A 16016-nucleotide genomic window follows, 5' to 3' on the forward strand; every position below is an offset into this window, starting at 1 on the left:
GACCGTGGCCGATCCTCCGCGCACACCTGATCCGCGGGAGCGGAGACGGTTGATCCTGTCTGCGCTGGCGCGACCCGCGCTCACCGCGCTCGTGCTGGTCAGCGTGTATTTCTCCGTTCCCCTGGATCAGGTCACGGGCTTGTCCGACGTTCTGCTCCTCGTCGGGGGCGGTGTCGTGGTCCTGCTCGTCGGCGGGTGGCAGGTCCACAGGATTCTCGCCGCGGAGTATCCGGCGGTGCAGGCGATCGAGGCGCTCATCAGCGTCGTGTCCCTGCATCTCGTGCTGTTCGCGACCGTCTATCTGCGGATGTCGATCGTCGCTCCGGACAACTTCTCCGAGCCGCTGTCCCGCATCGATGCGCTCTATTTCTGCCTGACGGTCTTCGCCACGGTGGGTTTCGGGGACATCTCCGCCGAGTCCGAGGCAGCGCGCGCCGTGGTGTCGGTGCAGATGGTCGCGAATCTGATCTTCTTCGCGGTCGGGATCCGGTTGCTCGCGGCCGCGGTGCAGTGGCGGCGGCGCAGCCGCGGTGACGACGAGGGGTGAAAGATCCCCGGTTCCGTCCACCGGATTCCACAACTTCGCATTCCATTGCGGCCGGTGGGGTGATCCTTGTAGGGATGCGACTCCACTGACGCCTGTCGGAGGTCGACATGTTGGATTGGGGAACCGTCGTCGTCGACAGCGTCGTGTGGACGGCGAAAGCGTTTGCGATCACTGCCCTGGTCTTCGTCGCCGTGATCGCCGCGCTCGTGCGGTTCACGCGTTGGGGTCGCCAGTGGTGGCGCATCGCCACGTCCTTCTTCGACCCGCGCAACGGCGCCGGCGGTCTCGTCCTGGCCGCGATCGTGTTGCTGCTGACGGTGTTCGCCGTGCGGATGAGCGTGCTGTTCTCCTACTGGTACAACGATTTCTACACGGCGATCCAGAATCTGGACGAGTCCGCCTTCTGGCGTTTCATGCGGATCTTCGCGGTCCTGGCGACGATCCATGTGGTGCGAGCGCTCGTCGACTATCTCCTCGCGCAGACCCTCGACATCCGGTGGCGGACGCATCTGAACGAACGCCTCGTGGACGACTGGCTGGAGTCGGGTTCCTTCTACAAGGATCGGTTCGTCTCGTCGCCGGTCGACAACCCGGATCAGCGCATCCAGGTCGATATCACGAATTTCGTCACGACCACGCGGGTGCTGTCGATGGGAGCGGTGACGGCGGTCCTGTCGATCGTCAGTTTCACCGGCATCCTGTGGGATCTGTCGGGACCGATCACGATCTTGGGTACCGAGATCCCCCGCGCGATGGTGTTTCTCGTGATCGTCTACGTTCTCGTCACCACAGCGGTCGCGTTCTGGATCGGCCGTCCCCTGATCATGCTGAACTTCCTGAACGAGAAGCTCGGCGCGACCTACCGGTACGCGCTCGTGCGGGTGCGCGAGTACGGCGAATCCATCGCGTTCTACCGGGGTGAGGGCGTCGAACGCGGTGGCCTGCTCGCGCGGTTCGCCGCAGTGATCCGCAACTGGTGGCGCATCGTGTTCCGGACGCTGAAGTTCAACGGTTTCAACCTGGCGGTCAACCAGACCGCGGTGATCTTCCCGTTCCTCGTACAGGGACCCCGCTTGTTCGCCGGCCAGGTGACCCTCGGTGACGTCATGCAGACGAGCAACGCGTTCGGGCAGGTACACGACTCCCTGTCGTTCTTCCGCGAGTCGTACGACGATTTCGCGGCGTTCCGCGCGACGACGATCCGCCTGAACGGATTGCTCGACACGACGCATCAGGCCGCCGAACTGCCCTCGGTCTCGGTGCGGGCGCAGGAGGATCGGCTGGAGCTGACGGATCTGTCGGTCGAGACCCCGGCAGGTGACCCGCTCGTCACCGACCTGTCGCTGGGTGTCGACGCGGGCGAGGCGCTTCTGGTGCGCGGAGCGTCGGGCAGCGGGAAGACCACACTGCTCCGCACGATCGCGGGACTGTGGCCGTATGCGCGCGGTGAGGTCGACCGACCGACCGGGGACGGATTGTTCCTGTCCCAGCACCCTTACCTCCCGCTGGGCACCCTGCGCGATGCCGTCACCTATCCCCGCGCGGCGGATCACGACGACGCCGCGCTACGCACGGCGCTCGAGACCGTTGCGCTCGGGCATCTCGCCGAACGACTCGACACCGACTGGGCGCGCACCCTCTCCCCCGGCGAACAGCAACGGCTCGGATTCGCGCGCATCCTGTTGTCGTCCCCGGCGATCGTGTTCCTGGACGAGGCCACCGCCGCGATCGACGAAGGTCTCGAACACGCGCTGTACCGGACGATGCGGGAAGCGCTGCCGGACGCCGTGATCGTCAGCGTCGGGCATCGGAGCACTCTCGACGCCTTCCACGACCGCGTCCTCGAACTCCGCGGCGAAGGACGCTGGGTGGTCTCCGACCTGGAGAAGTCGCGATGATCCCCGCCATCGACCGTCGGTGCCGCGGTGTCGGATCCGGCCGGACCCGACGACTCTTCCGGGAGGTGCGTGAATGTTCGACACTCTTGTGCCCGAGTCCCAGCGACGCAGCCTGACGGAACTCGACGAGCGTCTGGATCTGTCGGTCGGTGATCGGCAGGCGAAGCGGTCGGCGTTCTGGACGATGCTCACCCTCTCGGCGGTCATCGCTGTGGCGGGGGTGGTCAGTGATTCGACGGCCACCGTGATCGGGGCGATGATCGTCGCGCCGTTGTCCACCCCGATCCTGGGGGTCGGCCTGGGGATCGCGGTCGGACGCGGTGTGTTGATCGCGCGCAGCGTCGCCCGGATCCTCGGCGGCATCGTCCTGGTTGTCCTCCTCGGGGTCGTCTTCGCCCAGGTGCTCGCGAACCCGGGCAATGTCCTGTCGAACTCGCAGGTCCTCGGTCGCACGTCGCCGACGTTGATGGATCTGACGGCGGCCATGGCGACAGGACTGGTCGGGGCGATCGCGGTGACACGCCGCGACGTCGGGGACGTCCTGCCCGGGGTCGCGATCGCGATCTCGCTGGTGCCTCCGCTCGCGGTGGTCGGTGTCTGCCTCGGCTCCGGCGCACCGACACTCGCGCTCGGCGCGTTCGTGCTGTTCGCATCCAACGTGGTCGCGCTGATCATCACGGCCACAGCGGTTCTCGTCGCCGCAGGTTACTCCCGGGAGGCGGCGGAGACCGTCCGGCCCCGGTGGCGACGGGCCTACGCCGTCCTCGCGGTGGCACTGGTCGTCGTCGCGGTGCCGATGGTCGTCAATTCGATGGCGTCGTTGTGGGCACGGCAGATCTCCGCGCAGGCCACGCGGTGGCTCGACGGGACACCCGACGCGGAGGTCACCGGGGTGGACTGGCACGGCACCACGGTGGTCGTCTCCGTGCTCGGCCCGGCCGAGCTACCACCCCTGGACGAGCTCGACGCCGCGGTCGATGCGGTCCTGCCCTGGGATCCCACCCTGCAGCTCGTCCATACCGTGGGCGCGAACATCGAACGGGTCGAACCGGAGTGAGCGAATGGTCAGGGAGTGACGATCGCGAAGTCCGGGTCGGGTTCGTCCAGCACGCTCACCAGCGTCGCAAGTACGCCGTCCACCCCGTCGACGGTGATGCTGCCGTCCGCCACGAGCGGCGTCGGGTCGGCGCCGCCGAGCAGCACCGCGACGAGCAGCGATCGGGTCAGCGTGATGGTGGTGTCCGGCGCGGGCAACGAGCCGTCGGTGTCGAAGTGCACCAGGAGCCCGTTTCGCAGTTGAGTGCGATGCACGATGTTCTCGTCGGTGAGGTTCCAGTCGATCGTCAACGTCGTCGACCATGCCCGCGGACCGTCCACACGCAGTGCGAGCGCGTCGAAGAGCTGCTCGATCGAGAGCGCACCGACGATGTCCGGGGCGGCGGTGACGGTCGGCGTGCCGATCGCACCGTGGCGGAGTTCGTAGGCGCCCATGAGGAAGAAGTTCCGCCAGGTGCCGTTCTCGGAACCGAAGCCGAGTCGTTCGAGCGCGTCCGCCTGCAGCGCCTTGGCCTGCGCGTTGTCGGGGTCCGCGAAGATCACGTAGTTCAGCACCTGCGCGACCCACCGGAAGTCGCCGTCCTCGAACGAGCGGCGGGCCTTCTCCAGGACCTGATCGGCGCCGCCCATGAACTCGATGTGCCGCTTCGCCGATTCGACGGGAGGGTGCTCCCACAGGTGGGCGGGATTGCCGTCGAACCAGCCCATGTACCGCTGGTAGACGGCTTTGACGTTGTGACTGACACTGCCGTAGTAGCCGCGCGTGTGCCACACCTTCTCGATCGCCGGTGGCAGTTCGATCGACTCGGCGATCTCGATTCCGGTGGCCCCTTTGTTGATCGCCCTCAGCGTCTGATCGTGCAGATAGCCGTACAGGTCGCGTTGGAGGGACAGATACTCCGTCAGGCGCTCGGTGTCCCAGGTCGGCCAGTGGTGCGAGGCGAACAGCACGTCGGAGCGGTACGCGAACCGGTTGATCGACTCGGTCAGATACTGCGACCACACGTGCGGATCCCGCACGAGCGCCCCGCGCAGCGTCAGCAGATTGTGCAGGGTGTGGGTGGCGTTCTCCGCCATGCACAGGGCCCGCAACTGTGGGAAGTAGAAGTTCATCTCCGCCGGGGCCTCGGTGCCCGGTGTCATCTGGAACTCGATCTCGACCCCGTCGACCGTCTCCGTCTGCCCCGTGTGCTCGATGTCGATCGTCGGAGCGATCAGGGTCGGCGTTCCGGTCGAGGTCGTCGGTCCCAATCCCGCACCGACGGCACCGCGAGGACCTCGTGGCAACGCCGCTCCGTACATGTAGGCGGCGCGGCGTCCCATCGCCGTGCCCGCGTACACGTTCTCTGCGACGGCGTGCTCGACGAAGCCGGCCGGTGCCAGGACCGGGCATCGCCCGGCTGCGACGTCCTCGACCATCGTGACACCCTTGACGCCACCGAAGTGATCGATGTGGCTGTGGGTGTAGATCACCGCGGTGACCGGGCGGTCACCGCGATGCGCCTGATACAGCGCGAGACCCGCCGCAGCGGTCTCCGCGGAGATCAGTGGATCGATGACGATCACGCCGGTATCGCCCTCGACGAGCGTCATGTTCGACAGGTCCAGACCGCGCACCTGGTAGATACGCTCCGTGACCTCGAACAATCCCTGCCGCGCGCAGAGTCGCGACTGCCGCCAGAGGCTCGGATTCACCGTCGGAGGGCAGTCGTCGTCGAGGAATGCGTACGAATCGCTGTCCCACACGACGTGGCCATCGGTGTTCCTCACGATCCCGGGTTCGAGAGCCGCGATGAAACCGCGATCGACGTCGTCGAAATCCTGGACGTCCGAGAAGGGCAGTGATCGATCCACCTGCGTGTTCCGGACTGCGGCGGGCATGTCGGCCGATGGGTCGGACATCGCGATCCTTCCGGGTGATCTGCGGGACCCGGCACAGCAGGGAGTGTCGAGTTCGTGATTTCCGTTCCTGTCCTCGACTGTATTTCCGTACGCGCTCCCGGATCACGGCTTCCGTCCAGATCGATCGGCGGTAGCGAGACCTCCCGGAGTTCGAAAATCGGACAACAATTCTCGTTTCGGCCGGAAATCGGGCGTCCGGACTTGGCGATACGACCCGGCATCGCGTATTAGTTGTGTCGCGTCATAAACCTGTGACGGGGGTCATGGTTTGACGCACATGTCGACGGGGCGGCAGGGGGCCTCGTCACGAACTGCCCGGCGATCCGGGCGGAGGAAATGTGCCGATGCGTCCACCCATGTCGCCCACCGATTCGATGTTTCTCCTCGGGGAGTCCCGCGATCATCCGATGCATGTGGGCGGACTGATCCTTCTCCGGCCACGCGAAGGCACGACCGCCGCGGATCTGGGGGCACTGTTCACCGCTGCCGCGGAGGACGGCGAGGTCGCGCCGCTGTGGCGCAAGCGCGCGGTCCGTTCCCTGGGCACCTTCGGTCAGTGGGCCTGGGAGGAGGATGCGAACTTCGACCTGAGCTACCACGTACGACGCAACGCGTTGCCGCAGCCCGGCGGGCTCGACGAACTCTGGGATCTCGTCTCCCGGCTGCACAGCACGCTGCTCGATCGGAGCCGGCCGCTGTGGCAGATGCACGTGATCGAAGGTCTCGCGGACGGCAGGCTCGCCGTCTACACCAAGATCCACCACGCCCTCGCCGACGGTGTCGGCGCCATGAAGTTGCTGCGCCGCGCCCTGAGCCCGGACTCCGAACGGACCGGCATGCCGGCACCGTGGGCACCCTTCGACGCGCCGAGCCGCTCCCACTCCTCCGGGACCGCGCTCGATCTTCCCGAGGCCGCGATGCAGGCGGTGCGGACGGCGACGGCCGACGTCACCGGCTTCGTGCCTGCACTGGCCGGCACCGTGAACAGGGCGCTGCGCGGCGGAGGCGGATCACTGTCGCTGGCCGCACCGAACACCGTGATCAACGTGCCCATCTCGGGGACGCGCCGGTTCGCCGCCCGCTCGTGGCCGCTGGCCCGCCTGCGTGCCGTCGCGAGAGCGGCCGACGCGACCGTCAACGATGTCGTTCTGGCCATGTCGTCGGGAGCACTGCGCGCCTTCCTGATCGAGCAGGAGGCGTTGCCCGACAAGTCGCTCGTGGCCATGGTCCCGGTGTGCCTGCGACCCGACAAGGATTGCGCCGGAAACGAACTCGGTGTCCTGATGGCGGACATGGGCACGGATCTCGCCGATCCGGCCGACCGGCTGGCCAGGGTGTCGGCATCGACGACGGAGGGCAAGGCCTCCATGCAGGGGATGTCCTCCCTGTCCCGGCTGGCGGCCAGTGCACTCGGCGTCGCGCCGCTGGCGGTGGGGATCCTCACGCGCAATCGCGCGCTTCCGCGACCACCCTTCAACGTCATCGTCTCGAACGTGCCGGGTTCGCCGGATCCGTTGTACTGGAACGGTGCTCGTGTGGATGCTGTGTATCCGCTGTCCGTACCCGTCGACGGTCAGGCACTGAACATCACGTGCACGAGCACCGACGACGCCATCGCTTTCGGGCTCACCTCGTGCAGTCGCAGCCTGCCGCAACTGCAGCCCCTGCTCGATCACTTCGACGCGGCCCTCGACGCGCTCGAGGACGCCTTCGACATCGTGCCGGTCACCGACGGGGCATCCGTCCGTGCGGGCTGACGCCGCGGGGTAGCCGCCAGGCACTCGTGTGCCCGAGTCGGACAACTCCCCCAGGAATCGCCGTTCTCGTGTGAGAAGGCACTCTGCCGGAGCACTATCGACCGATAGCGGTGTGCCCCACGGGAAGCGTGGATTCCGACACAGGAACTCGCGTCCCACTCCTCGCGGAGAGTAGGTCCGAATGCAGAAGCTGACGCCGTTCTACGAGAAGGTCCAGACCCACTACGACCTGTCCGACGACTTCTTCGAACTGTTCCTCGACCCCACGCGCACGTACAGTTGCGCCTACTTCGAGCGCGACGACATGAGCCTCGAGGAGGCCCAGATCGCAAAGGTCGATCTTGCTCTCCGCAAGTGCGATCTCCGGCCCGGAATGACCTTGTTGGACATCGGCTGCGGGTGGGGCTCGACGATGATGCGGGCGGCTGAGCGATACGACGTGCACGTCATCGGTCTGACGTTGAGCCGCAACCAGTACGAACACGTGTCCGGTCTGCTCTCGGCGATGTCGTCCGGTGGCCGTACCGCGGAGGTTCGCCTGCAGGGCTGGGAGGAGTTCGACGAGCCGGTGGACCGCATCGTCAGCATCGGAGCGTTCGAGCATTTCCGCCGACAGCGGTACGACACCTTCTTCGAACGCGCCTCCCGCATCCTGCCCGCCGACGGCCGGATGCTGCTGCACACCATCGTCGGGCATTCCCGTGCCCAGCTCGAGGCGATGAAGGTGACGGTCACCCGCGAGGACGCTCTGTTCCTGCGGTTCATCATGAGGGAGATCTTCCCCGGAGGGCAGCTCCCCGACCGGGACCTGGTCATCACCGGCGCACAGCCGAAACAGTTTCTGGGTGCAGAACATCGAGTCCTTGCAGCCCCACTACGCCCACACACTCGATCTGTGGGCGCAGGCCCTCGAGGCACGTCGCGACGACGCGGTCCGGATGGCCTCCGAGGAGGTCTACCAGCGATACATCCGGTATCTGACCGGTTGCGCCGCGAACTTCCGACGGCGTCTCATCGACGTCCAGCAGTTCACGCTCGTGAAGCAGCGACCCCGATGATGAGGACCTGCACCAGGTCGTCGCGAGCAGGAGCTCGTCACAGGTGGGACCGGGGACGGAACGAATCCGGCGAGGCGGCACGCCAGTCCGCCGCCCACGTCGACGGCGGATCTGCCGGCAGTTCGCCCGGAGCGAGCCACTCGTAGAGCTCCGTGTAGGAGCGGACGACGGTGGGCGACACCTTCTTCCGGAGCATGTCCGTCGTGAGTCCGCTCGGTTCACCGACGCCCATCGACGCCATGAGTTGCATCGCCTGCCGCACCGTGCTCGCGTGGTACCGCTGCACCCGTAAGGCCTTGTCCGCCACATCGAGCGCCCGTGCTCGTTTCGGATCCTGGGTCGTCACACCGACCGGGCACCTGTTCGTGTGACACCGCTGCGCCTGGATGCATCCGAGCGCCATCATCATCGCCCGCGCCGAGTTGGTGTAGTCCGCACCTTGGATCAGCCGCTTCACCATGTCGTTTCCGGTCGCGACCTTGCCGCTCGCGCCGATCCTGATCCGGTCGCGCAATCCGGTACCCACAAGTGCGTTGTGGACGGTCATCAGTCCGTCGGTGAGCGGCAGACCCACGTTGTCCTCGTATTCGAGGGGTGCTGCGGCGGTGCCACCCTCCGCTCCGTCGACGATGACGAAATCGGGGGTCGTCCCTTCGGCGAGCATGGCCTTGCAGATCGCGAGCACGTCGATGCGGGATCCGACACAGAGCTTGAAACCGACGGGCTTCCCTCCGGACAGCTCGCGGAGACCGGCGAGGAAACGGACCAGTTCGCGCGGCGTGGTGAAGACCGTGTGCGCTGCGGGACTGATGCATTTCTCGTGGGCCGGCACACCTCGATAGCGTGCGATCTCCTCGCTCACCTTCGCTGCCGGGAGAACACCGCCCACGCCCGGCTTCGCACCCTGACTGAGTTTGAGGGAGATCGCCTTGACGTGGTCGTGGGCCGACTTGTCGGCGAATTCCGTCGGGTCGAATCTGCCGTCGCGGTCGCGCGTCCCGAAGTAGCCGGATCCGATCTCCCAGACCAGGTCGCCGCCGCCCTCGAGGTGATACGGCGTCAGGCCACCCTCTCCGGTGTCGTGGGCGAACCCGCCTCGAGCCGCTCCACGGTTCAACGCCCGGATCGCGTTGGCGGACAGCGCACCGAAACTCATCGACGAGACGTTCAGCAGCGACATCGAGTACGGCCGCGTGCAGTCGGGTCCTCCGATGCTCACCCGCGGCGGTTCGTCGGGTTCGGGCACCGGCGCGGTTGAGTGCACGAGGTATTCGTAGCCGACCTCGTAGATGTCACGTTCGGTGCCGAACGACAGTTCGCCGTGGATGCCCTTGGCGCGTTCGTAGACGACGGTGCGCACGTCCCTGTCGAAGGGTCGTCCGTCGAAGTTCCGCTCGACGAAGTACTGCTGCAATTCCGGCCGTACGCTCTCGAGCAGATATCGCATGTGGCCGAGCACCGGATAGTTGCGCAGCACCGAATGCCGGCGCTGCACGAGATCGTAGATTCCGACCAGCAGCAGGAACGTCAGGAGGACGACCAGCACCCACCAGACCCACCCTCCGACGGCGGCGATCACGCCGACCAGAACCAGGGTCAGGCCCAGGAAACCGACGAGGAAGAACCGCAGCACGGTTCACCTTCTCTCCGCCTACCCGGCGGGACACACATGTCGGACAGCGGCGACCACACTCGCCGCCCGACCGGCAGATCAGTGGGAACCGCGGCGCTTCTGCTGCAACTTGGCGAGCATCTCCTTGGCCTTGCGCTGGTTCTCCGGCTTGGCCGCCTCACGTCGGACGATCTGGATCGCCTTCACCGCGGCGGCGCTCTTCATCACCTTGCCGAACATTCCCATCGAGCACTCCTCCGCGTGTCGTTCCGAACCGTACTTCCACGATACGGACGCGCGGAAACACCGACGAGCAGCCGCTGCCGGCGGCACGGGCAGTCCCCGTGGAACTGCCCGTGCGCGCAACTCAGTTCGCCGCGTCGGCGATGCGACTGTTCGGCAGCTTCCAGCCCGGCCGTGGGAAGTGGCAGGTGTACCCGTTCGGGTAGCGCTGGAGATAATCCTGGTGCTCGGGTTCGGCCTCCCAGAAGGTGCTCGCGGGAGTCACCTCGGTGACCACCGTGCCGGGCCACAGGCCCGATGCCTCGACGTCTGCGATCGTGTCCACCGCGACCTGCTTCTGCTCGTCGTCGAGGTAGAAGATCGCAGAGCGGTAGGACGCCCCGACGTCGTTGCCCTGCCGGTTCAGGGTGGCCGGGTCGTGGATCTGGAAGAAGAACTCGAGCAGTGCCCGGTAGTCGGTGCGTGCGGGGTCGTAGACGATCTCGACGGACTCCGCGTGCCCCGGATGGTTGCGATAGGTGGGGTGATCGTTCTGCCCACCGGTGTAGCCGACCCGTGTCGACACCACCCCGGGCTGCCTCCGGATCAGCTCCTCCATACCCCAGAAGCATCCGCCTGCCAGAATCGCCTTGCGTGTATCGGTCATTACGCCTCCTCGGGAGGTGGAACCGATACGAGGGCCGCGGCATTCCCACCGCGCACGTTCGTGGTCAGAGCACGAACACCGCCGCCCGCTCGGCGAGGTCGAGGACGGGTTGCGGCAGGATGCCGAGCAGCACCGTCGCCACCGCCGCGAACGCGATCGCCGCGCTCGTCGCCACGGTCGAGGTCGCGAGCCGCGGGGCGTCGTCGGTCGGGTCGGTGAAGAACATCAGCACGATCACCCGCACGTAGAAGTACGCGGCGATCGCGCTGATCAGCACGCCGACGATCACGAGCGGAGCCGCACCGCCCTCGATCGCCGCGCCGAAGACCGCGAACTTCGCGATGAACCCGCTGGTGAGCGGAATACCCGCCAGCGACAGCAGGAACAGCGCGAACGCCCCGCCGAGCAACGGGGAGCGTCGCCCGACACCGGCCCAGCGCGACAGCTCCCATGCCTCGCCGTCCGGGTCGCGCACCAGAGTCACCACGGCGAACACACCGACCGTCCCGATCCCGTAGACGAGCAGATAGAACAGCGTCGACGAGATCCCGGACGCGGTGCCGGCCACGACGCCGGTGAGCACGAATCCGGTGTGGCTGATCGCCGAGTACGCGAGCATGCGCTTGATGTCGTTCTGCGTCACCGCGAGGACCGCGCCGACGACCATCGTCGCGATCGCGACGGCCCACAGGATCGGCCGCCACTGGTCGGCGGAACCGGGGACCGCGACGTAGAGCACGCGCAGCAGTGCACCGAAGGCGGCGATCTTCGTGGCGGCGGCCATGAACGCCGTCACGGGGGTCGGTGCGCCCTGGTAGACGTCCGGCGTCCACGAATGGAAGGGCACCGCCCCGATCTTGAAGAGCAACCCGACGGCCAGCAGACCCACCCCGACGAGCGCGGTGGTCTCGCTGCCCGCACCGGTGTCGATCGCCAGGGCGATACCGCCGAAATGGACGGTCCCGGCATAGCCGTAGAGCATCGCCACCCCGTACAGGAAGAACGCCGACGAGAACGCGCCCAGCAGGAAGTACTTCAGTGCCGCTTCCTGGGAAAGCAACCGGCGGCGCCGCGCCAGACCGCACAGCAGATACAGGGGCAGCGACAGCACTTCGAGCGCGACGAACATCGTCAGCAGGTCGTTCGAGGCCGGGAAGACGAGCATCCCGCCCACCGCGAACAGCATGAGCGGGAAGACCTCGGTGCGCGCGCCACCCGCCGCGAGCGCCTGCCGTTCGGCCGCGGTGCCCGGAATCGCCGACGCCTGGGGCGCGAAAGCGTCGAGATGCGCACCGACCGCGGCGCGGGAAACCGATTGCGTGCGAACCCGTTCGATACTCCGTTCCGCGACGAGCGCAACCGACAGCACCGCCACGATCAGGACCGATCCCTGCAGGAACAGCGCCGGTCCGTCGATCACGACCGCCCCCGACAGGGTGGTCGCACGGGTTCCCGCGAGCATCACGACGGCGACGAACGCCGCCACGAGCGCGCCCGTCGTCAGGAGCACGTGGGCGAGATAGCGTGCCGAGGCCGGCGCGAAGGACTCGACCAGCACACCGACGACGGCCGCGGCGAAGACGATGAGGATCGGTGCGATCAGTCCGTAGTCGATCGCCGGGGCGGGAATCGACGCGGCAAGAACGACGATGCCCTCGGAGGGGTTCATTCGGCTTCACCTTCCTCGGAACCGTGGGCGGGAACACCACTCTCGGCGACGGGTCGCTCGGCGGGCACCACCGGTTCCGGCCGGGAGATCTCGATCGAGACGAGCGTGTCGTCGACCGCGGGGGTGATGACGTCGAGCGCGGGTTTCGGGTAGATCCCCAGGATGAGCAGCAATGCGATCAGCGGCGCGACCACCGCGACCTCACGAGGCACGAGATCGGAGAGCCTGCGGGCGTGTTCGGCACCGTCGTTCCCGTCGTCACCGTCGTCCCCACCGGGCAGGCGCACGGGTCCGCCCATCATGCGCTGGTAGAGCCACAGCACGTAGAGCGCGGACAGCACGAGCGCGAGTGTCGCGATCACCGCGGCCACCTGGTAGCGCGGATAGGTGCCGACGAAGACGAGGAACTCGCTGACGAACGGCGCGAGCCCGGGCAGGGACAGGGTCGCCAGTCCGGCGACGAGGAAGGTCCCGGCGAGGACCGGAGCGACCTTCTGCACCCCGCCGTAGGCGGCGATGGTGCGGTCTCCGCGCCGCGAGACGAGGAAACCGGCGATGAGGAACAGTGCGGCCGTGGAGATCCCGTGGTTGACCATGTACAGCGTCGAGCCGGCCTGCCCCTGCGAGGTCAGGGCGAAGATGCCGAGGACGATGAACCCGAAGTGCGAGATCGAGGTGTAGGCGATCAGGCGCATCACGTCGGTCTGACCGATCGCGAGCACGGCGCCGTAGACGATGCCGATGACGGCGAGGGTCACCACGACCGGTGCGAAGGTCACCGAGGCGTCGGGGAAGAGCTGCAGGCAGTAGCGCAGCATGCCGAAGGTGCCGACCTTGTCGACCACGGCCATCATGAGCACCGCCGCGACCGGCGTGGTCCGCACCGCCGCGTCGGGTAGCCACCCGTGCAGCGGCCACAGCGGGGCCTTCACCGCGAAGGCGACGAGGAAACCGAAACACAGTGCGGCAAGTACGGCGGGGGTCGCGTCGAGGTCCCCCGAGACGGCGGCGGCGGTGACGGTCCGGACGTCGAAGGTGCCCACACCCGCGGTCTCCCCCAGCCCGGATCGGGCAGTGACCACGTACAGCCCGATCAACGCGGCGAGCATCACCAGTCCGCCGAGCAGGTTGTACAGCAGGAACTTCACGGCGGCGCGTGCCCGGTCGGCGCGCGGTGTCCCCGGCGAACCGAACCCGCCGATGAGGAAGTACATCGGGACGAGCATCGCCTCGAAGAAGACGTAGAACAGCAGGATGTCGAGGGCGGTGAACGACACGAGCACCATCGACTCGACGAGCAGGATCAGCGCCACGTAGGTGTGCGCGGAACGCGGGCGGGCCGCGCCGGCCTCCTCGTCGGCGGCGCGGTGATCGTGCCACCCGGCGGCCAGGAGCAACGGCACGAGCGCGGCGGTCAACAGGACCAGCACCAGGGCGATGCCGTCGACGCCGAGCCGGTAGCCTGCGCCGAACGAGGGGATCCAGTCGTGCGATTCGACGAACTGGAAACGCTCTCCCCCGCGGTCGAATCCGACGGCGACGATCACCGCGACCACGAGAACGGCGATCGACACCGCGAGGGCGATCGACCGGACGGCGGAACCGAAGCGTGCGGGCAGAGCCATGATCGCGGCGGCGCCGAGCAGCGGGAGCACCCACAGGATCGTCAACCAGGGAACGGTGGTCATCAGTACACCCCCATCACAGCGTCACCAGGACGAGCGCACCGACCACGACGGTCGCGCCGGCGAACATGTACAACGCGTACGAACGGACGAAGCCGGTCTGCAGCAGGCGCAGTCCGTGCGAGAGCGCACCGATCCCGGTGGCGGCACCGGTGACGGAGCCGTCGATGCCGGTGGATTCCACGGCGCCGAGGGCGCGCACCAGACCCTGACCGGGACGCATGAACACCGCTTCGTTCACGGCGTCGCCGTAGAGGTCGCGACGTGCGGCGACGGTGAGCACCGACACCGCCTCGGGGGCCGTCTCCGGGACCGGTGCGCGCACGTACTGCCGGTACGCGACGGCGACACCGGCGAGCACGACCGCCAGCGTGAGGGTGGTGACGAGCCAGACGGGCAGACCACCTTCGTGATGGTCGTAGCCGACGACGGGTTCGAGCCAGTGCTGCAACGCGCCACCGAGCACCAGCAACCCGCCGGCACCGACCGAGCCCACGGCGAGAGCGATCATCGGCCAGGTCATCGAGGCCGGCGACTCGTGTGGGGTGGCGTCGGGCGCCCATCGCCGGTCGCCGAAGAAGGTCAGGATCATCACGCGGGTCATGTAGAAGGCGGTCAGCCCCGCACCGAGCAGCGCGACGAGACCGAGCACGATGCCTTCGACACCGCCGGCGGCGAAGGCCACTTCGATGATCTTGTCCTTGGAGAAGAACCCGGCGAACGGCGGGATGCCGATGATCGCGAGGTAGCCCAGCCCGAAGGTGGCGAAGGTGATCGGCATGACCGCGCGCAGTCCGCCGTAGCGGCGCATGTCGGTCTCGTCGTTCATCGCGTGCATCACCGAGCCGGCGCCGAGGAACAGTCCGGCCTTGAAGAAGCCGTGGGTGAGCAGGTGCAGGATCGCGAAGACGTACCCGGCGGGGCCGAGTCCGGCGGCGAGCACCATGTAGCCGATCTGGCTCATGGTCGACGCGGCGAGCGCCTTCTTGATGTCGTCTTTGGCGCAGCCGATGATCGCGCCGAAGAGCAGTGTCGCGGCGCCGACGATCACCACCGCGAGTCGTGCGGCCGGTGCGGCGTCGAAGATCGCGTTCGCGCGGACGACGAGGTAGACACCGGCGGTGACCATCGTGGCGGCGTGGATGAGCGCGGAGACCGGGGTGGGGCCCTCCATGGCGTCGCCGAGCCACGACTGCAGTGGCAGCTGGGCGGATTTCGCGCACGCGGCCAGGAGCAGGCACAGGCCGATCGCGGTCACGGTGCCCTCACTCGCCGCGGGTACCGCGGTGAAGACCGTGTCGTAGTCGAGGCTGCCGAAGGTCGCGAACATGATCATGAGGGCGACGAGCAGCCCCATGTCGCCGACGCGGTTGACGACGAACGCCTTCTTCGCGGCGGTCGCGGCGGTGGGCTTGTACTGCCAGAATCCGATGAGCAGGTACGAAGCGAGACCGACGCCCTCCCATCCGAGGTACAGGACGAGGAAGTTGTCGGCGAGGACGAGCACCAGCATCGCCGCGAGGAACAGGTTCAGATAGGCGAAGAACTTCCGGCGCTCCGGATCGTGTGCCATGTAGCCGACCGAATAGAGGTGGATCAGCGAGCCCACGCCGGTGATGAGCAGTACGAAGCAGATCGACAGCGCGTCGAGCCGCAGTCCGAGATCGACCTGCAGTTCTCCGACCGGCACCCAGGTGAACACGGTCTGCTGCGCGAGTCTCTCGCTCGCGTCGAGTCCGCGCAGTCCGGCGAACATGACGACGCCGACGACGAACGAGGCGATCGCCGTGGCGCATCCGAGCAGATGTCCCCAGCGGTCGCTGCGACGCCCGAAGAGCAGCAGAACGAACGCGCCGGCCAGGGGCAGTGCCGGTATCGTCCACAGCGCCGAGTTCAGGAACGAAGTCATGCCGCGTGTCCTCTCGGTTCGTCGTGGGCTCTCA

Annotated in this window: 11 protein-coding genes and 1 pseudogene; 5 read left to right on the forward strand and 7 right to left on the reverse strand. The window is 67.3% G+C overall.

The annotated features are described in order from the left end of the window. Positions 1–49 precede the first annotated feature (49 nt). From B9C99_RS14785 to B9C99_RS14795, 3 genes are all read left to right on the forward strand, one after another. Positions 50–547: a potassium channel family protein gene (locus B9C99_RS14785; protein WP_253250086.1), complete on the forward strand. Its 498-nt coding sequence runs from the start codon at positions 50–52 to the stop codon at positions 545–547. A gap of 110 nt (positions 548–657) precedes the next feature. Continuing rightward, positions 658–2445, forward strand: a complete 1788-nt coding sequence (locus B9C99_RS14790; protein WP_088898473.1) for an ABC transporter ATP-binding protein/permease — start codon at positions 658–660, stop codon at positions 2443–2445. A gap of 73 nt (positions 2446–2518) precedes the next feature. Next, positions 2519–3502: a TIGR00341 family protein gene (locus B9C99_RS14795; protein WP_016696076.1), complete on the forward strand. Its 984-nt coding sequence runs from the start codon at positions 2519–2521 to the stop codon at positions 3500–3502. 8 nt (positions 3503–3510) lie between these two features. Here the strand turns inward: B9C99_RS14795 and B9C99_RS14800 are convergent, their stop codons facing one another. Beyond that, positions 3511–5403 (reverse strand): alkyl sulfatase dimerization domain-containing protein, encoded by a 1893-nt coding sequence (locus B9C99_RS14800; protein WP_088898394.1) that lies wholly within the window; start codon positions 5401–5403, stop codon positions 3511–3513. Positions 5404–5747: 344 nt separating this feature from the next. On the opposite strand from B9C99_RS14800, the gene B9C99_RS14805 reads away from it, so the two are divergent. Next, complete coding sequence (locus tag B9C99_RS14805) at positions 5748–7160, forward strand: wax ester/triacylglycerol synthase family O-acyltransferase (RefSeq protein ID WP_253250087.1); 1413 nt, start codon at positions 5748–5750, stop codon at positions 7158–7160. A gap of 181 nt (positions 7161–7341) precedes the next feature. Then, a pseudogene (locus B9C99_RS14810) lies at positions 7342–8218 on the forward strand (cyclopropane mycolic acid synthase family methyltransferase). Between the two features lie 37 nt (positions 8219–8255). On the opposite strand, the gene B9C99_RS14815 reads toward B9C99_RS14810, so the two are convergent. The 6 genes from B9C99_RS14815 to nuoL form a co-directional block, all read right to left on the reverse strand. Further along, the gene (locus tag B9C99_RS14815; RefSeq protein ID WP_088898396.1) at positions 8256–9851 is read right to left on the reverse strand and encodes an FMN-binding glutamate synthase family protein; all 1596 of its coding nucleotides are present in this window, start codon (positions 9849–9851) and stop codon (positions 8256–8258) included. A gap of 78 nt (positions 9852–9929) precedes the next feature. Beyond that, positions 9930–10076, reverse strand: a complete 147-nt coding sequence (locus B9C99_RS25885) for a hypothetical protein (RefSeq protein ID WP_172414966.1) — start codon at positions 10074–10076, stop codon at positions 9930–9932. A 121-nt stretch (positions 10077–10197) separates the two neighbouring features. Beyond that, positions 10198–10719, reverse strand: coding sequence for a peptide-methionine (S)-S-oxide reductase MsrA (gene msrA / locus B9C99_RS14820; RefSeq protein ID WP_088898397.1), 522 nt, complete (start codon positions 10717–10719; stop codon positions 10198–10200). 64 nt (positions 10720–10783) lie between these two features. Beyond that, positions 10784–12388, reverse strand: a complete 1605-nt coding sequence (gene nuoN, locus B9C99_RS14825) for an NADH-quinone oxidoreductase subunit NuoN (protein WP_088898398.1) — start codon at positions 12386–12388, stop codon at positions 10784–10786. Then, complete coding sequence (locus tag B9C99_RS14830; protein ID WP_088898399.1) at positions 12385–14076, reverse strand: NADH-quinone oxidoreductase subunit M; 1692 nt, start codon at positions 14074–14076, stop codon at positions 12385–12387. Before B9C99_RS14830 ends, nuoN begins: the two co-directional genes overlap by 4 nt. Before the next feature lie 13 nt (positions 14077–14089). Further along, a complete protein-coding gene (gene nuoL, locus B9C99_RS14835) occupies positions 14090–15982 on the reverse strand; it encodes an NADH-quinone oxidoreductase subunit L (RefSeq protein ID WP_088898400.1) in 1893 nt (630 codons plus the stop codon). Between the last annotated feature and the right edge of the window lie 34 nt (positions 15983–16016).

Origin of the sequence: Rhodococcus sp. BUPNP1, assembly GCF_002215235.1 — a bacterium.
In the GTDB taxonomy this organism is placed as follows: domain Bacteria; phylum Actinomycetota; class Actinomycetes; order Mycobacteriales; family Mycobacteriaceae; genus Rhodococcus.